At 73.8% G+C, this 22,679-nt stretch carries 17 protein-coding genes and 1 pseudogene; 7 read left to right on the forward strand and 11 right to left on the reverse strand.

Annotated features, from left to right (window positions below):
• The first annotated feature begins 139 nt into the window (after positions 1 to 139).
• Positions 140 to 589 (forward strand): PTS sugar transporter subunit IIA, encoded by a 450-nt coding sequence (locus ACRWND_RS12595; RefSeq protein WP_431948805.1) that lies wholly within the window; start codon positions 140 to 142, stop codon positions 587 to 589.
• Between the two features lie 81 nt (positions 590 to 670).
• On the forward strand, positions 671 to 2,341 hold the full coding sequence (ptsP, locus tag ACRWND_RS12600; RefSeq protein ID WP_431948806.1) for a phosphoenolpyruvate--protein phosphotransferase: 1,671 nt from the start codon (positions 671 to 673) through the stop codon (positions 2,339 to 2,341).
• Between the two features lie 405 nt (positions 2,342 to 2,746).
• Here the strand turns inward: ptsP and ACRWND_RS12605 are convergent, their stop codons facing one another.
• Together ACRWND_RS12605 and ACRWND_RS12610 are read right to left on the reverse strand one after the other, a co-directional pair.
• Positions 2,747 to 3,409, reverse strand: a complete 663-nt coding sequence (locus ACRWND_RS12605) for a hypothetical protein (RefSeq protein WP_431948807.1) — start codon at positions 3,407 to 3,409, stop codon at positions 2,747 to 2,749.
• Between the two features lie 52 nt (positions 3,410 to 3,461).
• Complete coding sequence (locus ACRWND_RS12610; protein WP_431948864.1) at positions 3,462 to 4,361, reverse strand: alpha/beta hydrolase; 900 nt, start codon at positions 4,359 to 4,361, stop codon at positions 3,462 to 3,464.
• Positions 4,362 to 4,579: 218 nt separating this feature from the next.
• Between ACRWND_RS12610 and ACRWND_RS12615 the strand changes: the two genes are divergently transcribed.
• Positions 4,580 to 5,446 carry a helix-turn-helix domain-containing protein gene (locus ACRWND_RS12615; RefSeq protein ID WP_431948808.1) on the forward strand — a complete coding sequence of 289 codons (867 nt, stop codon included), beginning with the start codon at positions 4,580 to 4,582 and terminating at the stop codon, positions 5,444 to 5,446.
• Positions 5,447 to 5,900: 454 nt separating this feature from the next.
• Here the strand turns inward: ACRWND_RS12615 and ACRWND_RS12620 are convergent, their stop codons facing one another.
• Complete coding sequence (locus ACRWND_RS12620; RefSeq protein ID WP_431948809.1) at positions 5,901 to 6,842, reverse strand: hypothetical protein; 942 nt, start codon at positions 6,840 to 6,842, stop codon at positions 5,901 to 5,903.
• Positions 6,843 to 6,873: 31 nt separating this feature from the next.
• Positions 6,874 to 8,217 carry an MFS transporter gene (locus ACRWND_RS12625; protein WP_431948810.1) on the reverse strand — a complete coding sequence of 448 codons (1,344 nt, stop codon included), beginning with the start codon at positions 8,215 to 8,217 and terminating at the stop codon, positions 6,874 to 6,876.
• 47 nt (positions 8,218 to 8,264) lie between these two features.
• Between ACRWND_RS12625 and ACRWND_RS12630 the strand changes: the two genes are divergently transcribed.
• Entirely contained in the window at positions 8,265 to 9,584 is a 1,320-nt protein-coding gene (locus tag ACRWND_RS12630) for an aminotransferase class I/II-fold pyridoxal phosphate-dependent enzyme (RefSeq protein ID WP_431948811.1), read from the forward strand.
• Between the two features lie 74 nt (positions 9,585 to 9,658).
• Here ACRWND_RS12630 and ACRWND_RS12635 read toward each other — a convergent pair whose 3' ends face one another.
• Positions 9,659 to 11,674 carry an acetoacetate--CoA ligase gene (locus ACRWND_RS12635; protein WP_431948812.1) on the reverse strand — a complete coding sequence of 672 codons (2,016 nt, stop codon included), beginning with the start codon at positions 11,672 to 11,674 and terminating at the stop codon, positions 9,659 to 9,661.
• A gap of 219 nt (positions 11,675 to 11,893) precedes the next feature.
• Between ACRWND_RS12635 and ACRWND_RS12640 the strand changes: the two genes are divergently transcribed.
• Entirely contained in the window at positions 11,894 to 14,248 is a 2,355-nt protein-coding gene (locus ACRWND_RS12640) for a glycoside hydrolase family 31 protein (protein WP_431948813.1), read from the forward strand.
• 18 nt (positions 14,249 to 14,266) lie between these two features.
• On the opposite strand, the gene ACRWND_RS12645 is transcribed toward ACRWND_RS12640, so the two are convergent.
• On the reverse strand, positions 14,267 to 14,776 hold the full coding sequence (locus ACRWND_RS12645; protein WP_431948814.1) for an NUDIX domain-containing protein: 510 nt from the start codon (positions 14,774 to 14,776) through the stop codon (positions 14,267 to 14,269).
• A 115-nt stretch (positions 14,777 to 14,891) separates the two neighbouring features.
• Between ACRWND_RS12645 and ACRWND_RS12650 the strand changes: the two are divergent.
• Positions 14,892 to 15,341 (forward strand): annotated as a pseudogene (locus ACRWND_RS12650) (VWA domain-containing protein); the annotation flags it as partial.
• Here the strand turns inward: ACRWND_RS12650 and ACRWND_RS12655 are convergent.
• The 4 genes from ACRWND_RS12655 to ACRWND_RS12670 are packed head-to-tail and all read right to left on the reverse strand — an operon-like array spanning position 15,281 to position 19,522.
• The gene (locus ACRWND_RS12655) at positions 15,281 to 16,564 is read right to left on the reverse strand and encodes an adenylosuccinate synthetase (protein ID WP_431948815.1); all 1,284 of its coding nucleotides are present in this window, start codon (positions 16,562 to 16,564) and stop codon (positions 15,281 to 15,283) included. The pseudogene ACRWND_RS12650 and the gene ACRWND_RS12655 overlap by 61 nt on opposite strands.
• A gap of 17 nt (positions 16,565 to 16,581) precedes the next feature.
• Positions 16,582 to 17,577: a hypothetical protein gene (locus tag ACRWND_RS12660; RefSeq protein ID WP_431948816.1), complete on the reverse strand. Its 996-nt coding sequence runs from the start codon at positions 17,575 to 17,577 to the stop codon at positions 16,582 to 16,584.
• 44 nt (positions 17,578 to 17,621) lie between these two features.
• A complete protein-coding gene (locus ACRWND_RS12665) occupies positions 17,622 to 18,638 on the reverse strand; it encodes a molecular chaperone DnaJ (protein WP_431948817.1) in 1,017 nt (338 codons plus the stop codon).
• Positions 18,635 to 19,522: an NUDIX hydrolase gene (locus ACRWND_RS12670; RefSeq protein ID WP_431948818.1), complete on the reverse strand. Its 888-nt coding sequence runs from the start codon at positions 19,520 to 19,522 to the stop codon at positions 18,635 to 18,637. Before ACRWND_RS12670 ends, ACRWND_RS12665 begins: the two co-directional genes overlap by 4 nt.
• Before the next feature lie 724 nt (positions 19,523 to 20,246).
• Here ACRWND_RS12670 and glpK point away from each other — a divergent pair.
• Entirely contained in the window at positions 20,247 to 21,800 is a 1,554-nt protein-coding gene (gene glpK, locus ACRWND_RS12675) for a glycerol kinase GlpK (protein WP_431948819.1), read from the forward strand.
• 46 nt (positions 21,801 to 21,846) lie between these two features.
• Here the strand turns inward: glpK and ACRWND_RS12680 are convergent, their stop codons facing one another.
• Entirely contained in the window at positions 21,847 to 22,452 is a 606-nt protein-coding gene (locus ACRWND_RS12680; protein WP_431948820.1) for a GTP-binding protein, read from the reverse strand.
• Positions 22,453 to 22,679 lie beyond the last annotated feature (227 nt).

A 22,679-nucleotide genomic window follows, 5' to 3' on the forward strand; every position in this document is an offset into this window, starting at 1 on the left:
TTCGTCGCGGGGGGTGACCCAAGGTACTGGAGGACCCCGGCGGGAGCAAATCGAGGGCGGCCATGCGGCGCCGCGGTGCGCCGCGACCGGCAGAAGTGGCAGACTGAGTGGTCTGGACCACTTGCTTGGAGGCTTCACCATGACCACTGTCTCGTCGCCCCTGGCCGGGCGCGTCATCGGTCTGGCCGCGGTGCCGGACCCCGTGTTCTCAGGCGCCATGGTGGGACCCGGCACGGCGATCGACCCCCTGCGCGAGCCGTCGGTGGCGGTGTCGCCGGTGGACGGTGTGGTCGTGTCCCTGCACGCGCACGCGTTCGTCGTGGTGGACGCGGACGGGCGCGGCGTGCTGACCCATCTCGGCATCGACACCGTGCAGCTCAACGGCGAGGGCTTCGAGGTTCTCGTCAACAAGGGCGACACGGTGGCCCGTGGTCAGGAGATGGTGCGCTGGAACCCTGCGGCCGTCGAGGCGGCCGGCAAGTCCGCGGTCTGCCCGGTGGTGGCTCTGGAGGCGACGGCCGAGGCGCTGACGGGCCTGGTCGAGGACGGTGAGGTGACCATCGGAGCCCCGCTCTTCTCCTGGACGTAGCCTTTTCGGCAAGGCCACTCCTGACGCATACACACAGGCACACGCGGTCGTGAGCGTCCGCGGCAACCGGAGACGGGTGAGATGGAGACAACGCTGCGAGGCGTCGGTGTCAGCCACGGCGTGGCGATCGGCGAGGTACGGCACATGGGAACCGCGGTCCTCGAGCCCCCGGCCAAGCAGATTCCGGCCGACGAGGCCCCGCGGGAGCAGGCCAGGGCCCGCCAGGCGGTCGACGCGGTGGCCAACGACCTCATCGCGCGCGGCAACCTGGCCGGTGGCGAGGCGCAGGCCGTGCTGGAGGCCCAGGCGCTGATGGCGCAGGACCCCGAGCTGATGGCGGACGTGGAGCGCCGTGTCGCGGTGGGCAGCTCCGCGGAGCGCGCGGTGTACGACGCTTTCGCCTCCTACCGGGCGCTGCTCGCCAACGCGGGCGAGTATCTGGCGGGCCGGGTCGCGGACCTGGACGACGTCCGCAACCGCATCGTGGCGCGCCTGCTCGGGGTGCCGATGCCGGGCGTCCCGGACAGTGACGAGCCGTACGTGCTGATCGCCCGGGACCTGGCGCCGGCGGACACGGCTCTGCTGGACCCGTCGCTGGTGCTCGGGTTCGTGACCGAGGAGGGTGGGCCGACCAGCCACAGCGCGATCCTGGCGCGTGCGCTGGGGGTGCCCGCGGTGGTGGCGCTGCCCGGGGCCACCGAGCTGGCGGAGGGCACCGTCGTCGCCGTGGACGGCAGCACCGGTGACGTCCACGTCAACCCGGACAAGGAGCGGCGGGCCGAGCTGGCGAGGGCCGCCGAGGAGCGGAGGGCGGCGCTCACCGCGTCCTCCGGCCCCGGCGCCACCTCGGACGGGCACAAAGTGCCGCTGCTGGCGAACATCGGAGGACCCGGGGACGTCGAGGCCGCGGTGAAGACGGGTGCGGAGGGCGTGGGCCTGTTCCGCACCGAGTTCCTGTTCCTGGACGACTCGAAGAAGGCGCCGTCGGAGGAAAGGCAGGTCGAGGCGTACCGGCAGGTGCTGGAGGCCTTCCCCGAGGGCCGGGTCGTGGTCCGCGTGCTGGACGCGGGGGCCGACAAGCCGCTGGAGTTCCTGACGCCGGCCGACGAGCCGAACCCCGCGCTCGGCGTACGTGGTCTGCGGACGCTGCTCGCCCACCCCGATGTACTGCGCACACAGTTGCGGGCGCTGGCCAGGGCGGCCGAGGACCTGCCGGTGTACCTCGAGGTCATGGCGCCCATGGTGGCGGACCGCATCGACGCCAAGGCGTTCGCGGACGCGTGCCGGGAGGCCGGGCTGCACGCGAAGTTCGGCGCGATGGTGGAGATCCCGTCCGCGGCGCTGCGGGCGCGTTCGATCCTCCAGGAGGTCGAGTTCCTCTCGCTGGGGACGAACGACCTGGCGCAGTACACCTTCGCGGCGGACCGCCAGATCGGCTCGGTCTCGCGGCTGCAGGACCCCTGGCAGCCGGCGCTGCTGGACCTGGTGGCCGCGGCGGCCGAGGCCGCGCGGGCCGAGGGCAAGAGCTGCGGGGTGTGCGGTGAGGCGGCCTCCGATCCGCTGCTGGCGTGTGTGCTGACAGGTCTGGGAGTGACCAGCCTGTCGATGGGGGCGGCGTCGATTCCCTATGTGCGGGCGACGCTGGCGAAGTACACCCTCGCGCAGTGCGAGCGCGCGGCCGCGGCGGCGCGGGCGACCGACACGGCCGACGAGGCGAGGCGTGCGGCGCAGGCGGTGCTGTCCGGGGAGTGAGCACCTCGCCCGCGGAACCGCAGGGGAATTCGGGCCCGGGCGACGGGGACGTCCGGTCACCGCGCGGAACTGGCCTGTCATGCGGCGACCTGCTTCTCGGCCGCCCCGTGCCTCCGGGCGACTTCCTCGCGGCCGATGCCGCCGGTGAGCAGCACCGCCACGATCCGCGCCTCGTCCTTCGTCGCCGTCGTCGACGGCGCCCCCTACGGCTTCCCGGCAGCAGGCCGTCGAGTGCCGGGCGCGGGGGCCGGTCGCGGTCCATGATCGTCCGATGCCTTCGGCGGTGACCGTGCGAGGGGCGTCTGCACCGTGGAGAAGCATGTCGCCGCCGTCCTCACCTGGCCGGTGACGACGTCGACGGCCGCTTCCAAGATCGCGCCCCCGTTGTGCCGGACCGCGGTGGGCTCAGAGCGACAACGCACACTCCAGCGCGGTCCGGTCGGCCGGTGCGCCGTGCGCGGGGAGCACCGTCTCGACCGGGAGGGCGAGCAAGGGCCGCAGCAGTTCGGCTATCTGCTCGCGCGTGACGCCGCCCCGCAGTCGGTCGTTGATCCGCAGGCCGTGGCCGAAGTCGACCAGGGTGTCGCCCGGGATCACGGTCCGCACCCGGGCGTCCCAGAGCACCAGGTCGTTGTGCTCCCTCCCGGGGAACGCCTCGATCCCCGCCGGGAGCCGGTCGCCCGCCGCGTACGTACGGCCTTCGCCGACGTCGCCGGTGCGCAGCCAGGCGACGTCGGGGCTGCCGTCACCGGCCTGGTCACGGGTGACGCCGAACTTCCGCACGAGGTCGTCGGCGGTGTCGGGTGGCGGTGTGAACACCGAAGCGCCGAGGCGCTCGACCAGACTCCGCGTGTCGCGCTCGTGCCACGGCGCCGTGAGCACCACGACCGGCTGCCGGTCGGCCGCGAGCGTGAGCAGTGCGGGCGGCACGGACAGGGGGTCGAAGAGCAGCAGCCGAGTGCCGTCGTCGATCGCCGACGACGACACCTCACGCGGCCATCGCTCGCCGGGCGTCCAGTCCGGGTGCGGCGCCTGCCAGTGCCAGACGCCGGTGGCGAGTTCGCGCATGCCGCGGACCTTACCGGCGTACGCCCCGGGCTGTCCGGTCCAGGGCCCCGGTTCAGAGATCCGCGACCGAGCCCAGGTTCACGGTGAAGAAGCCGGCGAGCCTGTCGACGGCGGGGTCGACATACTGCTCCCGGTCGTAGAGGTCGACGTGACCGGCGCCCTCGATCCAGTGCAACTCCTTGGGTCCGGTGGCGCGCTGGAAGGCATCGACGCTCATCCAGGCGGTGACCGCGCGGGATCCGACGACCATCAGCAGCGGACGCGGGCCGATCAGCGGGACGGCGGCCAAGGCGTCGAAGCCCGCCATCCTGTCGACGCTGGACCAGGTGAAGAAGTCGGCCGCCCGGGGGTGGCGGGCACGCGGGGTGCGGTAGTAGTCGAAGCCGTCGACGCCGTGCTCGCCGCCCAGCGCGCGGGCCTGGTCGGCGGTGTCGGGGAACAGGGTCAGGACGGGCGGCTCCTCGCCGCGGGCCTCCGCGGTGCGGGCGGCGGCAGCGGCCTCCAGCATGCCCCGGAAGACGGACGCGTCCTGGGTCCCGTCGGCCCCAAGGCGGAACTGGCGGGAGACGTCGACCGCGCTGACGGTGGCGACCGCCTTGATCCGCCGGTCGCCGGCCGCGGCGGGAAGGACGTAGCCGCCGGAGGCGCAGATGCCGAGGGCGCCGATGCTCCCTGCGTCGACGTCCCCGCGGGTGGTGAGGTAGGAGACGGCCGCCTTGAGGTCCTCGACGCGCTGCGCGGGGTCCTCCAGACCGCGCGGCTCTCCGCCGCTGTCGCCCTGGTGAGTCGCGTCGAAGGCGAGTGTGACGAAGCCCTTCTCGGCCAGGCGCCGCGCGTAGACGCCCGCGGCCTGCTCCTTCACGCCGGTGCCGGGGTGGCCGACGACGATCGCGGGCCGCGGGCCCGGTGCGGCGGGGGTGTCGGGGATGTAGAGGTGTCCGGCGAGGGGGATGCCGGCGCTGTCGAACGTAACGGTGGCCTTGGCACAGGATGCTCCGTGTTCGTTGTTCGGCGGGGCCGCGCCCCGTCGGCGGGCCCGTTGGCGCCCGGATCCGTACCGGGCACTTCTCGACCGTCCGCCCCGGCCGGAGCGGGCGGAAGAGGCGAGTTCCTGCCCTGGAAGAAACCTGCCCCCTCACAACCGGGGACCCCCGCGGGAGAATGAGGCATATGACTGCGGCACCTGGTCCTCGCGAACTCGGAGCCTTCCTGAAGGCCCGCCGGGCACAGCTCGCACCGCGCGAATGCGGTCTGCCGCCGGCGGACTCCACGCGCAGGGTCGCGGGTCTGCGCCGCGAGGAGGTCGCGCAACTCGCCGCGATCAGCGTCGACTACTACACGCGGCTGGAGCAGGGCCGCGTCCGGGCGTCGGCGTCCGTCCTCGCCCCGCTGGTCCGCGCGCTGCGCCTCGACGACGACCAGCAGCGGTACCTGTACGAGCTGGCCGGCAAGGCCGACGCCCAACCGCGGCGCCGCCGTCCGCCGCAGCGCGTACGGCCCGCGCTGCGGCGCCTGCTGGACCAGCTTGCGGCGACGCCGGCCGTCGTCCTCGGCACGCGGATGGACGTCCTGGCCTGGAACGACGCCGCCGCGGCCCTCTACACCGACTTCTCCGCGATTCCGCCGGGCCGCCGGAACTACGTGCGCATGCTGTTCATGGACCCGGTCGTGCGCGGCATGCACCGGCAGTGGGAGCACGACGCCCGCGACGCCGTAGCCGCGTTGCGCATGCAGGCCGCCGCGGAGTCCGGTGACCCCGAACTCGCCCGTTTCGTCGGGGAGTTGTCGGTCCAGGACGCCGACTTCCGGACCTGGTGGGCGGAGCACAGGGTCATCACCACCGCATACGGCACCAAGCACTACCGGCACCGCGTGGTCGGCGACCTCACGCTCGACTGCGACACGTGGAGCAGCCCCGACGGCTCGGGGCAGCGCCTCATGGTGCTGACCGCCGAACCCGGCAGCCCGTCGTACGACGCCCTGCGCATCCTGTCCTCGTGGACGGTGGAGCGGCCGGGCCCGGGCGACCGCCTCTGACCTGCGTCAGCCCTGACGGCCGATGCGCCGGAAGCACAGGCGACGGCCGCCTGGACCTGCCGGGCGAAGCCCACGGCGGCGCAGTTCACGGGAGCCCGCCGATCAGCACGAGATCGGCCCGGCGCCCTCCACCGCGTTCGGCTCACCGTGCGGAGGCCGCACGGGCGCTGGGCCACCTCCTGCCGGGTGAGGTGCCTGGTCCCCGTACCCCCAGGATCAGCGGGGTACTGCCACCCGCGCCCGAGGCCGCGCACGTGGGGATCCGCGGCCTTCCGGGCAGCGGGCGAGGCGGCTCTCCAATGCCGCTCGGCGCCGGTTCGTGCACCCCGCTGAGGGCGCGGCCGGACGGCGAGCCGGGTGGGCCGCATCCCCCGCACCGCTGCCTCGTCCCACCCGTGGCGGGGCGCCCCGCGGCGTTCGTGGCCTGGCGCGCGCGACCAGCGCCCCGCGGGGCTCAGCCGTCCTCGGGCGGTGGGAGGGCGAATCCGGGGCGGTGGACGACGCCCGGTTCCGGCGGTACGGGATCTCCGGACTCGGCGTCGGTGCAGTAGGCGTTGAAGACCTCTGCCTCGGTGAGGGGGTGCAGCCAGCCGTCGCTCAGGGTCCAGCCGCGTACTTCGTCCGGGCGGTCCTTCGGGGGCTGTCCCGCGCCCGTGCCGCTGCGCATGACGACGCCCCCGCCGCTGTCCTCGGCGATCCCGGCGGCGAGGACGGTGCAGCAGACCAGGGCCTCGGCCTCGACGAGGTGGACCATGCCCTGCTCGTCGCAGCGGGCGTGCATGGCGGCGAGGAGCGTGGTGCCGTCGGCGGGCACGCTGCACACGAGGTGGTGGTGGCCCGGTCCCGCCGCCTCGAACAGGCGCATCAGGGCCTGGGAGGCGCGGTCGAAGGACGTGCGGGCGAGGTCGTCGCCGCAGCCGGCGCACTCCCCGGCGCCGGCCAGGATGCCGGAGGCCCGTTCCCAGGTGGCCTGGCGTCCCGCCTCGTACTCGATCTCGGTGATGAGGAGTTCCAGGGGCTGCCCGGTATAGGGAACGGTGGGCCCGGTGGTGGTGATGTCGGCGGCGTACCGCGTGCGCGAGCCCGAACTGTCGGGTTCGTGGCCGGTGTCGGCGCAGTACTCGGCGTACTCGGCCGGGTCGAAGGGGCCGACGCGCACGTGGATGCCGCGTGAGGTGAGCGAGCGCAGCAGGCTCTCGATCTGCCGCAGGTAGGTCGGGTAGTCGTCGAAGGTGAAGCTTCGGTAGCCGCGCATCGCTGCGAAGTCCGCGAGGTCGGTGAGGACGGCGACGACGGTCGGCGACTCGCGGCGCAGGATGCGGCGGCCGTCCTTCGCGGCCCGGCGGGCGGGGCGGTCGCTCTGCTTGCGGTGCCTGGTCCTGGTGGTGTGTGCCATGACGGTTCCCCCTCGGTACGGCGGTCAACTGTCACTTACCGTAATCGCCACCACTGACAGTGACCGTCACGCTGGGGGTGCCGGGCGCCTTCGGGGTCCCGGGCCCGTCCATGCGGTCCATGCGGTCCATGCGGCGGCGTACGAGGGTGCGCTGGCCGACGGATACGGCGGCGAGTCCAGCGCCGAGGCCCAGCCAGCCGAGCGGACCCGCGGCCATGACGGCGGAGGTCATCAGCACCGGTCCCGCGGAGCGCTGGGCCGACTGCGCGAGCCCGTGGACGCCGAGGTAGGCGCCCTGCGACCGCCCGGGGGCGAGGGCGATGGACAACTCCCAGGAGATCGCCGCGTGCACGATCTCCGCGGCGGTGAAGGCCGTGGTGGCGACGACGAGGGCGACGGCGGCGGTCCCCGGCGAGTCCGCGGTCGAGACGGCCATGGCACCGCCCGCGACGAGGAAGGCGACGCCGAGCAGCGGCAGGGAGGCGGCGGCCCTGCGCACGTCGTCGGCGAGGCGGCTGAGGCGGACCTGGAAGAGCACGACGAGGACGTTGTTGAGGACGAGGAGGAGCGCGACGAGGCTGTGCGGCGCGACGGTCGCGGTGGCGATCCACAGGGGCAGGCCGATGTTGAGCGCCGTGTCGTCGAGGAACAGCAGGGACTCGGTGGCGGTGAAGGCGAGGTAGCCGCGGTCGCGCCAGGGGCTGACGGCCGGGGTCGTGGGCCGGGGCGGTTGCCCCGCGGTGGCGGCGGGCGCACCGGCCACCACGCGTGCGAGCGACGGCGGTTCCGCGCAGCGCAGCACGAGCAGGGCGGCGCCCGCGAAGGAGAGGGCGTCCCCGACCAGCATGGCGCGGTAGGCGGTGGGGGTGCCGATGGCGAGGGCCACGGCGGCGGCGAGGCCGCCGATGCCGAAGCCGATGTTGACCACGGTGCGCTGGAGCGCCTGGTAGCGGACCCGGTCCGGGCCGGCGACGCGCGCGGCGTACAGCTTGGTGAGGACGGAGGCGGAGCGGTCGCCGAGGCTGCCGAGCGCGGCGACGGGCAGCAGCAGCCAGAAGGCGCCGGTGAGCAGGATGCCGACGGCGGCCGCGGCGCGCAGGGCGTGGACGGCGGGGAGCAGCCGGGTGAGCGGGACGCGGTCGGCGATGCGGCCCGCGACGGGGGTGCCCGCGACGCCGACAGCTCCGGCGACGCCGAGCAGGAGGCCGATCTCGTGCGGGGCGAGTCCGGCGACATACGTGTAGTAGAGCGCCGCGGTGCCGTACCAGAGGCCGGATCCGGCCTTGTCGGTGAGGCTCACCAAGAGCATGCGGCGGCCGTCGCGGCCGCCGGGTACGAGGTCCTCCATGTCGCTGCGGCTGCGCGGGATTCGCATGCACCGCCCCCTTGCCTCGACGTATGTATTGATACATACTTGTGAATGTGGCAGCACAATATGCGATCAGCGGCTCGAGCACCAAGGCGATTGCGGCATCCATCGAACGAGGCGTGGCCGACGGGGGGTTGCCTCCCGGGGCGGCGCTCCCTCCGGTACGGACGCTGGCGGACCGCCTGGGCGTCAGTCCCGGCACGGTGGCGACCGCCTACAAGGAGCTGCGGCAGCGCGGCATCGTCGTCACGCGCGGGCGTGGCGGCACCGTCGTCGCGCAGGCGCCGGCGGTGGCGTCCAGGCGGCCGCCGAAGGTGCCCGCCGGGTTGCGGGACCTGGCGGGCGGTCACCCGGACCCGGCGTTCCTGCCGGAGCTACCGCCGTCGGTGCAGCTCACGCCCGGGGTGCGCTCCCATCGGTCGGCGCCGCGCCTTCCCGAACTGGAGGAGCTGGCCCGCGCGGCGTTCGACCGCGACGGGGTGCCGGCCGACGAGGTGACCTTCGCTCACGGCGCCCTCGACTGCGTGGCGCGGCTGCTCTCCGTCGAACTGCGGCCGGGTGACGCGGTGGCGATGGAGGACCCGGGCTATCACCACCTGCTCGATCTGGTGCCCGCGCTGGGACTGCGCATGGTGCCCGTCGCGGTGGACGACGAGGGCATGCGGCCCGACGCGCTGCGCGACGCCCTGCGGGCCGGGGCCCGCGCGGTGGTGTGCAGCCCGCGCTCCCAGAACCCTTATGGCGGTTGCTTCTCGGCGGAACGGAGGGATGCGCTGCTGGGCGTGCTGCGGGAGGGGCCCGACGTGCTCGTGGTCGAGAACGACCACGCCGCGGAGATCGCCGGCGTGCCGCTGCACAGCCTGACGTCAGGCGGGCTGCCGCGCTGGGCCCAGGTGCGCACCGTCAGCAAGTACCTGGGCACCGACCTGCGGTGGGCGGCCCTCGCCTGCGACCCGACGACGCTGGCGCGGCACGACGGACGGCTGCTGCTCACCTCGGGCTGGATCAGTCATGTGCTGCAGGGGATGGCCGCGCGGCTGATGACCGACGCCGGGGCCCGGCTGCTGGTGGAGGCCGCGCGGGAGGCGTACGCGGAGCGGCGGGAAGCGCTGGTCGCGGAGCTGGGCGGGCGCGGGATCGCGGCACACGGGGCGAGCGGGCTCAACGTGTGGGTGCCGGTGCGGGACGAGGCGGCGGTGGTGAACGGCCTGCGCTCACGCGGGTGGTGGGTGGCCGCGGGGGCGCGGTTCCGGCTCGCGGCGGGGCCGGGGGTGCGGATCACGACGATGGGGTTGCGGCCGTCCGAGGCGAACGCCCTGGCCGCCGACTTCTCGGACGTCCTCGGTGAGTTCGGGGCGACGTACGGGGGGTGAGGCGGGAATGAGGCGGGAACGGGCCGATCCCGCCTCTCCCCCGGGCGCTCGGCGGCGCGCGGACGCCGGGGCGCTCAGCCGCGTGTGCGGGCCAGCTCCTCGTAGAAGCGAAGCAGCGCCACGTCGTCCACGGAGCCGGGATTGACGGCCTTCTCGATCGGCGTACCCTGCAGCAGCTTCTTCACCGGGACCTCGATGCGCTTGCCGGTGAGGGTGTGCGGGATGCCGGGGACCTCGACGATCTCGTCGGGGACGTGGCGGGGTGACAGCTGCTCGCGGATGGTGCGCCTGACCTTGTCGCGGAGCGCGTCGTCGAGGACCGCGCCCTCGGCGAGCTGCACGAACAGGGGCATCCAGTAGCCGCCGTCCGCCTGCTCGACGCCGATGACGAGCGACTCGCGGATCTCCGGGAGCCGCTCGACGGCCTCGTAGATGTCCGCGGAACCCATGCGCACGCCCTGGCGGTTGAGGGTGGAGTCGGAACGTCCGTGGATGATCACCGTGCCGCGCGAGGTCAGGGTGATCCAGTCCCCGTGCCGCCACACGCCGGGGAACATCTCGAAGTAGCTCTCCCGGTACCGGCTGCCGTCGGGGTCGTTCCAGAAGCCGACCGGCATCGACGGCATGGGGTTGGTGACGACCAGTTCGCCGACCTCGTCGGTGACGGGCTTGCCGTACGGGTCCCAGGCCTGCAGGTCGGTGCCGAGGCAGGGCGCCTGGAGCTCGCCGATGTACACCGGCAGGGTGGGGACGCCGCCCGCGAAGCAACTGCACACGTCGGTGCCGCCGCTGACGGAGGCGATCCAGACGTCCTCCTTGACCTCGTCGTGGATCCAGCGGAAGCCGTCCGGCGGGAGCGGGGACCCGGTGGTGGCGACGCAGGTGACGGCCGACAGGTCGTGGTCGCGGCCGGGGTGCGCACCGGCCTTGCGGCAGGCGATGACGTACGCGGCGGAGGTGCCGAAGACGGTGGTGCCGGTGCGCTCGGCCACGCCCCACTGGGCGCCGGTGTCGGGGAAGCCGGGGCTGCCGTCGTACAGGACGATCGTGGCGCCCGCGAGCAGGCCCCCGACGAGGAAGTTCCACATCATCCAGCCGGTGGACGTGTACCAGAAGAACCGGTCCCGCGGCCCGAGGTCGAGGTGGAGGCCGGTCTGCTTCAGGTGCTCCAGCAGGATGCCGCCCTGGGACTGCACGATGGCCTTGGGCAGACCGGTGGTGCCCGAGGAGTACAGCACCCACAGCGGGTGGTCGAAGGGGACCTGCTCGTACACCGGCTCGGGGTCGCCGCAGACCAGGGACTCCCACTCCAGCACCCCCTCGGGGGCCGGCGTGCCCAGCAGCGGGATGTGCACGACGGCGCGCAGCGAGGGCAGTTCGGCGCGCAGCTCGGCGACGACGTCCGTGCGGTCGTGCTGCTTGCCGCCGTAGCGGTAGCCGTCGACGGTGAACAGGACGACGGGCTCGACCTGCTGGAAGCGGTCCAGCACACTGCGGGCGCCGAAGTCCGGGGCGCAGGAGGTCCACACGCCGCCGACGGCGGCGGTGGCCAGCAGGGCGACGACGGCCTGGGGGACATTGGGCAGGTAGCCGCTGACCCGGTCGCCGGGACGGACGCCGAGGGCCCGCAACTCGTGGGCGAGGGAGGCGACCTGGCGGCGCAGGTCGGCCCAGCTCACGGTGCCGGTCTCATGTCGCTCGTCGAGGTGCAGCAGGGCGGGCCCACCGGCCCGGGTCGCGTCGTCGGCCGGACGCAGGGCGTGCTCGGCGTAGTTGAGCGCGGCGCCGGGGAACCACGTCGCCCCGGGCATGGAGGCGTCCGCGAGGACGGTCTCGTAGGGCGCGGAGAAGCGTACGTCGAACCACTCGGCGACGGACCGCCAGAAGGCACCGGGTTCACGCACCGACCAGGCGTGCAGCGCCCGGTAGCCGGCGACGGGATCGGCGGTGTCGGGGGCGGGCGCGCCGTGGTGCGCGGCGGCCCAGTCCTGGAAGCGCGTCACCTGGGCGCCGGAGACCCTGTCCGGGCCGGGCTGCCAGAGGGGCTGCTCGGTCGCCGGGTCGGCGGTGGGCTCGGGTGTGGTGCTCATGGGGCGGCTCCCGGACGGTACGCGACGCTGCGTGGTGTGCGGCTGGACCCGGCCGGGCGGAATGTCCCCGGTCGCGGATGGGCAGGACGATGCCACGTGATCGTCTTCGGCGCCAGGGCACACCTCACACATTCGGGGGTGCGAGCATGTGCCCGACCGCCAGGTACAGGGCGGCCGGTCGGCGGCGGGACGGCCGGGAACGGTGAGAGGGTGGGGCTCATGGATGCTCGGGACCTGGCGCGGCAGGTACGGCAGGTCGGATCGGCGAACGGGCTGAGGGCGGTGCGCGCGGCATGGCGCCGGCAGCGCGCGGACGCCCGGGCCATCCCGCGCCGGGGACCGGAGCGGGCGCGCGTGCCGGGAGCCGCCGAGGGCGCCGACCCGCTGCCCGGCGGCGGGCTGGTGCGTTTCGCCCGCTCGACCCTGCGGGTGCGGGTGGCGGTGGGCGGCGCGGTGTTCTGCGGCTGGGACGGCGCCGAGCCGGAGCCGTCGTACGCGCTGGACGGCACCTGCCCCGACGCCGACACCCGGGCGGTCGTCGAGCCCGACAAGGACGGCTGGCGGGTGGTGTCCGAGCGGATCACGGTGCTGGTCTCCCGGCACGGGGCGGTGGAGTTCCGCACCCCCGGGGGCCTGCTGCTGCGGCGCGACCTGCCCCCGCGCTGGTGGGACCCGGTGGACCCGGCGGGGGGCGCGCAGCCGCGCTGGGTGCAGCGCTCGGAGACCGCGGCGGACGCGGCGGTGTTCGGGCTCGGCGGGCGGGCCTCGGGACCGCGGCTCGGCGAGGGCACGTACCGGCTGTGGAACACCGACCCCGGTGGGGCCTTCGGACCGGAGACCGACCCGCTGTACATCACCATGCCGCTGCAGTTGGTCGTCGCCGACGCCGGCAGCCACCTCGTCTTCCACGACAACACCTGGGACGGCCGGGTGACCCTGCGCGACGGCCAGGAGGGCGCCGGGTCCGGCCACGACCGCCCCGGCGGCTGCGAGACGCGGATGGACGGCGGCCCGCTGCGCTACTGGGTGATCCCCGGCACACCCGCTCGGATCCTGGCCGCCTGGACGGCGTTGACCGGCCGCCCGGCGCTGCCGCCGCGCTGGGCGCTGGGACACCACCACTCGCGCTGGGGCTTCGGCACGGCGGCCGAGGTCCGCCGGGTCGCGGCGGGCTACCGTGAGCGGGGACTGCCGCTGTCCGCGCTGCACCTGGACATCGACCACTACGACGGCCACCGCGTCTTCACCGTCGACCGCGAGCGCTTCCCCGATCTGCCCGGGCTCGCCGAGGAATTGCGGGGACAGGGCGTGCGCCTGGTGTCGATCGTCGACCCGGCGGTCAAGCTGGAGCCGGGCAGTCCGCTCCATGACAGCGGAGCCGCCGCCGACGCCTTCGTGCGGGACGCGCGGGGACGCGACGTGCGCGGCGTGGTGTGGCCGGGCGACGCGGTGTTCCCCGACTTCACCGACCCCCGGGTGCGCGAGTGGTGGGGCGGCCTGTACGCGGAGCGGCTCGCGCAGGGCTTCGCCGGGGTGTGGCACGACATGAACGAGCCGGTGTCCTTCGCCGCCTTCGGCGACACCACCCTGCCCCGTTCCGCCCGCCACGCCCTGGAGGGCCGCGGCGGCGACCACCGGGAGGCGCACAACGTGTACGGGCTGACCATGGCCCGGGCCGGACACGAGGGGCTGCGCGAACTGCGCCCCGACGTCCGGCCGTTCCTGTTCTCCCGCTCCGGGTGGGCGGGCATGCAGCGGTACGGCGGGACCTGGTCGGGCGACGTCACGACGGGCTGGCCCGGGCTGCGCGCCTCACTGTCCCTGGTGCTGGGGCTGGGGTTGTGCGGGGTGCCGTACTCGGGGCCCGACATCGGCGGGTTCACCGGAAGCCCGTCGCCGGAGCTCTATCTGCGCTGGTTCCAGATGGCCGCGTACTTCCCCTTCTTCCGTACGCACTCGGCGATCGGCGCCGGGCGCCGCGAGCCGTGGGAGTTCGGACCCCGGGTGCTGGCGGCGGCCGGGGCGGCGATGCGCGAACGGGAACGGCTGATGCCGTACCTGTACACGCTGGCGCACATCGCGCGGCGTTCGGGCGCGCCCTATGTGCGGCCGGTCTGGTGGGGCGAACCGGAGGACCGCAAACTGCGCGCCTGCGGGGACGCCTTCCTGCTGGGGGACGCGCTGCTGGTGGCGCCGGTTCTGGAGCAGGGGGCGACGGAACGCGCCGTGCGGCTGCCGCGGGGCCGGTGGTACGACACCGCGACCAGGGAGGCGTACCAAGGCCCCGGGCAGGTGCTGCTGCCCGCGCCCGAGGACCGCGTCCCGGTGCTGGCCAGGGCCGGCGCCGTGGTGCCGGTGGCCGAGGAGGACGGCACGGTGGCCCTGGAGGTGTGGGCGCCGGAGCCCGGACGCGGCGGAGGCGGCACCCTGGTGACGGACGCCGGGGACGGCTGGGCGGGGCCGCGGGTGGAGCGCTTCACCTCGCGGGTGGTGGACGGCGAGGTCGTCGTCATGCGTGAGGAACGCGACGAGGTGGGGTACCGGGTGAAGGTTCTCGGCACCGCCGCGCGGTAGCCGCCGCTCGGTGCCGCCTCAGTAGCGGCCGCCGAACCAGTTGCGCACCGCCTCGGTGTGCAGCGGGAAGGCCAGTTCCGCGGGGGCGAGGAGGATCTCCCGGCCGTCCGTCTCGTCAGTGGCGCCGGCGGGTGGGAGGTCCTCGGCGTCGCGCTCCGGCAGGAGGCCGAAGACCAGCAGGTGACCGGTGTCGCCGCTGAGGGTGTCCGCCAGCCGGACATCACCGGCGGCCGCCTTGACGCCGCTCTCCTCGTCGAGTTCGCGGACCACGGCCTGCTGCCATGTCTCGCCGAGGTCCACGAAGCCGCCAGGGAGGGCGAGCAGTCCGCGCTGCGGCTCGATGGCCCGGCGGACCAGAAGCAGACCCGTGCCCTCCGGGGTGCGCACGGGCAGCAGGGCGACGGCGACGGGAAGCGGGTTGCGGTAGGCGGTGCCACCGCAGGCGGCGCAGACGCGCGGCCATCCCGCGTCCCGGGCGAACCGCGTGCCGCAGTACGAGCAGTGGCTGTCCTTCTGTCGAGTGCTCACGCGCGGACTGTAGCGGAGGACCGGCCGGGCACGGGTGTCGTGCGGAGCCCTGTCCGTCGCGGCGGGTGAGAGGGCACACTGGCGCCGTGACACCCGAATCCCTCGGATACAGCACCTGCGGCTGCACGTCCGGGTGCGCGAGCTGAGCTTGTTCGGCCGTCCCGGAAAGCCCCGGCACGGGCCCGGACCAGGCCGACATGCGCTTCGTCGGCATCCGGAACGAGGAGCGGGAGGTCATCGCCGAGGACCGGGCCTACGTGCGGGCGCACCCACGGCGGCACCAACGCTGATGCTGTTCTTCTCCGACGGCGGCGTCCACCGCGGCGCCCAGATCGAGCAGCAGCTGCGGGAGGCGGTGGAGGAGCCGATGTTCTGGCAGTTCGTCGGTGCGGGCCGGGCCGACTACGGAGTGCTGGAGCGTTTCGACACCCTGGCGGGCCGGCGCGTGGACAACGTCGGCATCTTCGCCGTGGACGACATCGCCACAGTGCCGGACGCGGAGCTCTACGACCGGATCCTCTCCGAGTTCCCGTCCTGGTTGACGGCCGCACGGCAGGCCGGGATGTCGCGCTTCGGGCCGTGCGACTCCAATACGACCGGCGCGCCAAGAGCCTCGCCGACCGCCTCCGACCAGGCGGCCGGATCCGAGCCGGGCACGTCCCAGCGGGCCGGGCGGGCGGTCAGCAGGCGTTGGGTGAGGGCGGCCTGCCGCTCGAGATCACCGGGCGGGGCGACGGGCAGCCGCGTCCCACCGGTGTCGTACGCCTGGACCAGCCGCAGCCGCGGGCAGCGGCGGGGCGCGTCGAGGTGCGTCAGGGCCAGGGCGTCGACGCCGCCGCAGACCTCGACGGCGTAGCGGTGGGCGACGGCGTCGAAATGGCCGACGCGGAAGGCGCCCTGCCACGTGCCGTGGCCGTTGTGCGGTTCGGACAGCAGCGGGGCGAGTTCCGGGTCCTCGGTGACGTGCGGTCCGGGGCCGTGCCGGGTGGTGTACGTCCGTACGACGCCGAGCCTGCGGCCCTCCTGGCCGGCTTCCGCCAGCAGCGCCTCGGCGCCCGCGAACGTGGTTGTGGACCAGGTGGTGTATGGATGGAACCCGTGCCACTCGTCGAGGAGCACGCCCTGGGCGCCCTCGAGGACGACCGCGCCCTCGCGCAGGACGCGGGCGAGGTGGCCGTCGTCGGTGAGGGTGACGGCGCCGGCGAAGGCGGTGAAGGCGTCAACGCAGTCCTCGGGCGGCGGTGCGGGCAGGCGCCGCCCGAACTCGTCGGCCAGGCGGTCGCGCAGCAGACGCAGCTTGCGCAGCAGCCGCGGGCGTGAGGCGCAGTCCCCCGCTGTGGGGGCGTCCTGCGGGTGGGCGAGGGCGTAGGCGGCGGTCTCGCCGATGCCCATGCCGCACGAGCCGTGGCGGGCCGTGCCCCGCTCCTGCTCGCGCAGCCGGTTGGCGGCGGCGTGGTACGGGGTGGTGAGGCGCGCCGCGCGGTCGACGCTGAGCAGGGCGTACAGCGCGGGAACCCCGAGGGCGGTCAGGTGGTCGGCCTCGGCGGCCAGCGCGAGGGGGTCCACCAGCATGAAGCGGGACAGATGGGTGGGGACGCCCCTGAGGGTGCCGGAGCCGAACTGGGCGAAGGTGTGGTGGCGTCCGTCGGTGGTGACGACGTTGTGCGCCGCTTGGGCTCCGCCGTTGAAGCGGACCACCGCGCGGATCGGCCCGCGGGCGCAGAGCCGGTCCACGACGGTGCCCTTGCCGGCGTCGCCGTAGCCGAGGTCGACGACGATGGTGTGCACGGGGTCCTCCGGAGGGCCTACAGGCGGGTGGTGCCGCCGGCGCCGGTGCCGTCGATCAGTGGCGTGTCCGTCACGGCCGCGGCCGCTCGGTCGCGGTCGAGGGCGGCGAGGGCCTTGCCGACGGCGCTGGTGGCGGTGGCTGTGGTGCCGAGATCGGCGAGGTCGGCGAGACCCTCGGCGAGGTCGATGGCCTCCTCGCCGAGCCCTATGGTCAGGGCGATGGTCTCGCAGACGGCGTCGAGGTCGTCGAGCTCGATGACGTTCTGGCCGAGCAGCCGCCGCCAGGTGGCGAGGATCGCGGTGTTGCCGACGTAGGAGGAGCCCGCCGGCAGGATGAAGTAGACGTCGAACTTCCGCCGCAGTTCCGCGACGATGCGTGTGACGGGGATGTCCTCGGCGAGGTCGTCCCCGAGGACGGCGCGCACCTCGCGGGCCTTGACCTTGCCGTAGGGCAGTTCGTCGCCGATCAGGAAGAGGTAGCCGCGGCGGCCGCGCTTGCCGTGGCAGTCGATCGAGGTGTGCCGGGCCATCGCGTACATGGCGAGCTCGTACGACTCGGTCATCTGCCCGCCGCCCCCGCCCTCGAGCAGGATGTTGCCAAGGTCGTCGTCCATGCGGTTGTCGGACTCGAACTGCCCGAGCTGCAGCGGGACCCGGTCGCAGGTGGCGTCGCCGACCGCGCCGAAGAGGATCTGCGGGTGCTCGGTGTAGCCCTTGCGCAGCAGCAGGCCGAAGAGCTCGGGGAGCTTGGTCTGCAGGACCCGCGGGACGGTGCGCATGGAGCCGGTCACGTCGAACAGGACGGCGATGGCGAGCGAGGTGGGGTGCTCGTCGGAGTCGCGGCTCTCGCGGACGCCGATGCCCTTGGGGTCGAGCGAGGGGTGCGCCGCCCAGGAGGCGCGCGGCGCGGACGAGGTGACGCGGTCGCTGTAGGCGAAAGCGCCGGTGCCGCCGGCGGCGCGGTAGCGCGCGGCGGCGTCGTAGACGTCGGTGGACCAGCTTCCGCTGCCCATGGTGTTCCCCCTTGGTGTCGGATGACCGGTGTCCGGTGTGGGTGTCAGGTGTCGGTGCCCGGCATGCTGAACGGGCGGAACGTGCGCGGGCCGTAGAGGCGTTCCAGGACCTCGTCGAGCTCCGCGAGCAGCCGCCACGCGTCGTGCGGGCGGCGGGCCTGCGCCGGGAGGGTGCAGCCGCGGAGGAAAGCGCGCAGCGGACGCGGGGCGCGGTCGCCCATCATCTGCTCGAGGCAGCGCGAGGCGAGGTGGATGTCGGTGGCCTCGGTAGCGGGACGCCGACCGGTGACCTCGGGCGGGTAGAGGGCGCGGTGCCGCTCCACGAGGGCGGGGACGGTCGTGCCGGGTGCGGTGGCGTGGCACCAGCCGACCAGCACGAGACCGTGGTGTGCGGGGTGGATGAGGACGTGCTCAGGCAGCACGGCGCCATGGACGACACCGGCCCGATGCGCCCAGCCGAGGGCGACCAGCAGGCGGCGCCACATCCATGCGGCGTCTCGCGGGTCGAGGCCGCCTGGATGGCGCGCCCGGACCCTGGCCAGGGTGTGGCAGCCGTGGAGCCGCTGGAGCGCGTTGACACGGCGTTCGGCGCCGTCGGGGCCGCGGTGCCTGAAGGACTCGGCCAGACGCGGCGCGTAGGCGCGGTGCCGGGGCTCCGCGACGGTGTGCAACCGGGTGAGCGCGTTCGCCTCACGCTGCATCAGGTCGTTGTCGGCGGGGCTTCGTGGGATTTTCAGCAGGGTGCCGGGGCCGGCTGCGCGCAGCACCGCGAGATCGCCCTCGGCGATGACGGGGCCCGGCCGGTACACACCGCGGGCGGTGGTGAGGGCCGGGCCGTCTCCCCTATGCCGCCGCCACAGGGCCGTGAGCCGGACGAAGGCGTCGGCGGCCTCGTCCACGCGGCCGGGCGGCGCGGTGTCGGGGTGGAGGAGTCGGGCCAGCCGGCGGTAGTGGCGCGCCGCCTCGCCGTCGTCGGCAGGAAAGGGCAGGGCCAGGGCGCCCAGGGCCTCGTCGAAGGTGCGGACGCGGTGTGCGGGTGAGGAGCGTCTCGTGGCGGTCACCGGACGCTGTCCTCGCGGTCGGGGCGGAGCAGTGCGGGGTGCAGGAGCCGGGCGTCACCCGCGCGGTAGAGGCGGGCCCGGGGACCGCCACGGGAGCCGCCGCGGCCCGCCGTGGCGCCGGTGGACTCGACGAAGCCCGGCACCGAGAGGACCTTGCGGTGGAAGTTCCCGGCGTGCAGGGCGCGACCCCAGACCGCCTCGTAGACCGAGCGGAGCTCGGTGATGGTGAACTCCTCCTCGAGGAAGGCGGTGGCCAGCGGGGTGTACTCGATCTTGGCGCGGGCCCGGTCGAGGCCTTCGGCGAGGATCGTGCCGTGGTCGAAGGCGAGGCCGGTGCAGGGGTGGTCGGCGCCTGGGTCCGCATCTTCGGACCGCCGGCCGGAACCACCCCCGTGGATCCCGGCCGGCCGGCCCTGCTCCATAGGACGCCCGGTGGCGGTTTCCGGGTTCCCCCGCGGCGCGAGCACGTCGACGGGCACCCACGCGGCCGCGGCGGCGTCGCTGCCGGCCATCGCCTCGGGGAGGTCCGGGGCGAAGGCGAGGTAGGCGACGGACACGACGTGCATGCGCGGGTCGCGGTCGGGGCGGCCGTAGGAGCCGAGTTGCTCGAGGTGGACACGGCCCATGCCGCCCGCGTCGAGCCCGGTCTCCTCGGCCAGTTCGCGGGCCGCCGCCTCGTCCAAGGACTCGCGACCGGCCTGGACGAAACCGCCCGGCAGCGCCCAGGCATTCTCGTACGGCGCAGCGCCCCGGCGCACCAGCAGCACATGCAGCGCCCCCTGACGCAAGGTCAGGGCGACGACGTCGACGGTCACGGCGATCGGCGCGAAGGCGCGCGGATCATATGCGGCGAGGAACGCGTCCTCACCCCGCCTGTCGGCCATCGCGCACCACCCTCCGGCTAGTTCTTCTCAGTTCGAGTATTTCTCGAACTGAGAAGAACTTACACCCGGAGTCGGCAACCGTCCAGAGCGTTCACCACGCCCACGGACGGTCACCCGGGCTCGCGCCGCGCTAACGGCGCTACCGGAGAGCCGGTGCGGTCCGGGCGCAGGGGAGGCGGACGCCGTGGCGGCCGAGCCCGGCGGATAGGGCGAGCCCGCCTCGCCGCGCCACAGGCGCCAGGGGCTGCCTGAGGGTGACGGCGGGCCAGGGACGTCCGGGCACGCCTCGTCGGTGGTCGTAATCGGGTGATTCGTCCGATACCTTGACGCTCCATCACCCCGGGACACCCCTCCGGGTGGCGAGGAGGCCGGACGAGAGGCGGGTGACCCCGTACCACGTCTCCATGCGCCGTTCAACGGCGGCGTATGCCGGACACGTGCGCCCGCACAAAGGAGCCGTCATGCATGCCACCGAAGTCCTGGCGCTCCTGGAGCACGCCATCGGCACGGGCCTCGGCGAGACCGGCACCGGCACCGGCACCGGTACCCCGATCGTGACACCTCTCATGTCGGGCCTGGCGCCGCGCATCGGCCGCTCCGTCCCGGCGGTGCCCCTCGGGGACGCCCCCGGCCGGGCGTACGCCTGGATCCCGGCGGCGGGTCCACGGGGCGAGCGGCGCCCCCTCCGGTCTCCTCTTCGACGTCGCGTTCAAGTGAGGCGGTCATGACTCAAACGTCCGGCACGGCGACCCGATACGTGGCCGCCATCGACCAGGGAACGACCTCCAGCCGTTGCATCATCTTCGACTCAGACGGGTCGATCGTGGCGCTCGACCAGCGCGAGCACCGCCAGATCTTCCCCAGGCCCGGCTGGGTGGAGCATGACGCCACCGAGATCTGGTCCAAGGTGCAGGCTGTGGTGGCGGGCGCACTCGCCAAGGCGGGGCTGCGCGCGGACCAGCTCAGCGCGCTCGGCATCACCAACCAGCGCGAGACCACCGTCCTGTGGGACCGCACCACCGGCCGCCCGGTGCACAACGCGATCGTGTGGCAGGACACCCGTACCGCCGCGCTGTGCGTCCAGCTCGGCGGCCAGGACGGCCAGGACCGCTTCCGCCGCTCCACGGGGCTGCCGCTGGCGAGCTACTTCGCCGGCCCCAAGGCGGCCTGGCTCCTGGACAACGTGCCGGGACTGCGCAGGCGCGCGGAGAACGGCGAGATCGCCTTCGGCACCATCGACTCCTGGCTGATCTGGAACCTGACGGGCGGCACGGAGGGCGGCAGCCACGTCACGGACGTCACCAACGCGAGCCGCACGATGCTCATGAACCTGGAGTCCCTGGAGTGGGACCCGGCGATCCTCTCCGCCATGGACGTCCCGGCGGCGGTCCTCCCGGAGATCCGCTCCTCCTCCGAGGTGTACGGCACCGCGGTGGGCCAGCTGGGCGGGGTGCCCGTGGCCTCCGCTCTCGGCGACCAGCAGGCCGCGGTCTTCGGGCAGGCCTGCTATGCGACGGGCGACGCCAAGAACACCTACGGAACCGGCAGCTTCCTGCTGCTCAACACCGGGCACCGGCCTGTGCAGTCGAAGAACGGGCTGATCACCACCATGGGCTACCGGCTCGGCGGGGAGGCGCCGGTCTACTGCCTGGAGGGGTCGATCGCCATCACCGGCGCCCTGGTGCAGTGGTTCCGCGACAGCCTCGGCATCATCTCGACCGCGGACGAGATCGAGCCGCTCGCGGCGAGCGTCCCGGACAACGGGGGCGCCTACATCGTCCCGGCCTTCTCCGGGCTCTTCGCCCCGTACTGGCGCTCCGACGCACGTGGCGTGATCACGGGTCTGACCCGGTACGTCACCAAGGCGCACCTGGCGCGGGCGGTGCTGGAGGCGACCAGCTGGCAGACCCGCGAGGTCGTCGACGCGATGTACCAGGACTCCGGTGTGCACATCACCGCACTCAAGGTCGACGGTGGCATGACGGCGAACAACCTGCTGATGCAGCACCAGGCGGACGTCCTGGACGTCCCGGTGATCCGGCCGCGGATCTCGGAGACCACGGCGCTGGGCGCGGCCTATGCCGCGGGGCTCGCCACCGGTGTGTGGGACGGACTGGACACCCTCAAGGCGCACTGGCAGAAGGACGCCGAGTGGCAGCCCCGGATGGACGCGACGACCCGAGAGAGGGAGTACCGCCGCTGGAAGAAGGCCGTCGAGCGCAGCTTCGGCTGGCAGGACGACGAGGACGAGGGCCCCGCGCCGGCCGCCGAGGGCTGAGTGGGCCGCACGCCCCCGACCCGCCGCCGGCGGCGGCGGAGCACGCTCAGTTGGCGGCGGCCGCCCGGCGGCCGCCGGCCACCTGCGCCGCGTGCTCGACCACCGTGACCAGTACCTTCTTCACGGAGGCTCGGTCGCGCGCGTCACACATCACCAGCGGCACCTCGGGGTCGAGGTCGAGAGCATCGCGCACCGCCTCGGCGGAGTGCCGCTCGGCGTCCTCGAAGACGTTGACGCCCACCGCGAAGGGGATGCCGCGGCGCTCGAAGTAGTCGATCGCGGAGAAGCAGTCCTCCAGACGCCGGGTGTCGGCGAGGACGACCGCGCCGAGGGCACCCTGCGCCAGCTCGTCCCACAGGAACCAGAAGCGGTCCTGGCCGGGCGTGCCGAACAGGTAGAGCACCAGGTCGTCGCGAAGGGTGATCCGGCCGAAGTCCATGGCCACGGTGGTGGTGCGCTTCCCCTCGACGCCGGCGATGTCGTCGAAGGGGCGCCCGGCCTCGGTCAGGGTCTCCTCGGTGCGCAGCGGGCGGATCTCGCTGACCGCGCCGACGAGCGTGGTCTTGCCGACGCCGAAGCCCCCCGCGACCAGGAGCTTGAGCGTGACGGGCTCGACGGGGGAAGGGCGGCTCTCAGCGCGCCGGAAGGCCATGGCTCACTCCTCCGGTCGTGCTGTTTACGCAGGTCAGAGGCATCCTGGGTCCTAGGGACTGTGTTGGGTGATCATCTGTGGCAGCTGAACACTACTACGGCCCTTCTGGCCAACTTCCTTTGGTACCGGGGCTGTTGGTCCACCACCGCACCGACTGGCGAGGGCCTGGTGGACGCCCCGGGCCCTGTGGGCGCGGGGCGGGCTGCTCCCGGGGGAACCGCCGGCAA

The organism is Actinacidiphila sp. bgisy167 (assembly GCF_965342175.1).
In the GTDB taxonomy this organism is placed as follows: domain Bacteria; phylum Actinomycetota; class Actinomycetes; order Streptomycetales; family Streptomycetaceae; genus Actinacidiphila.

What these genes read in the sequence shown, in the direction of transcription:
- ACRWND_RS12615 (WP_431948808.1), top strand. Translation starts at nt 4,580, where the DNA reads ATGACTGCGGCACCTGGTCCTCGCGAACTCGGAGCCTTCCTGAAGGCC.
- ACRWND_RS12680 (WP_431948820.1), bottom strand. Translation starts at nt 22,452, where the DNA reads ATGGCCTTCCGGCGCGCTGAGAGCCGCCCTTCCCCCGTCGAGCCCGTC.
- ACRWND_RS12625 (WP_431948810.1), bottom strand. Translation starts at nt 8,217, where the DNA reads ATGCGAATCCCGCGCAGCCGCAGCGACATGGAGGACCTCGTACCCGGC.
- ACRWND_RS12595 (WP_431948805.1), top strand. Translation starts at nt 140, where the DNA reads ATGACCACTGTCTCGTCGCCCCTGGCCGGGCGCGTCATCGGTCTGGCC.
- glpK (WP_431948819.1), top strand. Translation starts at nt 20,247, where the DNA reads ATGACTCAAACGTCCGGCACGGCGACCCGATACGTGGCCGCCATCGAC.
- ACRWND_RS12620 (WP_431948809.1), bottom strand. Translation starts at nt 6,842, where the DNA reads ATGGCACACACCACCAGGACCAGGCACCGCAAGCAGAGCGACCGCCCC.
- ptsP (WP_431948806.1), top strand. Translation starts at nt 671, where the DNA reads ATGGAGACAACGCTGCGAGGCGTCGGTGTCAGCCACGGCGTGGCGATC.
- ACRWND_RS12660 (WP_431948816.1), bottom strand. Translation starts at nt 17,577, where the DNA reads ATGGGCAGCGGAAGCTGGTCCACCGACGTCTACGACGCCGCCGCGCGC.
- ACRWND_RS12640 (WP_431948813.1), top strand. Translation starts at nt 11,894, where the DNA reads ATGGATGCTCGGGACCTGGCGCGGCAGGTACGGCAGGTCGGATCGGCG.
- ACRWND_RS12635 (WP_431948812.1), bottom strand. Translation starts at nt 11,674, where the DNA reads ATGAGCACCACACCCGAGCCCACCGCCGACCCGGCGACCGAGCAGCCC.
- ACRWND_RS12670 (WP_431948818.1), bottom strand. Translation starts at nt 19,522, where the DNA reads ATGGCCGACAGGCGGGGTGAGGACGCGTTCCTCGCCGCATATGATCCG.
- ACRWND_RS12605 (WP_431948807.1), bottom strand. Translation starts at nt 3,409, where the DNA reads ATGCGCGAACTCGCCACCGGCGTCTGGCACTGGCAGGCGCCGCACCCG.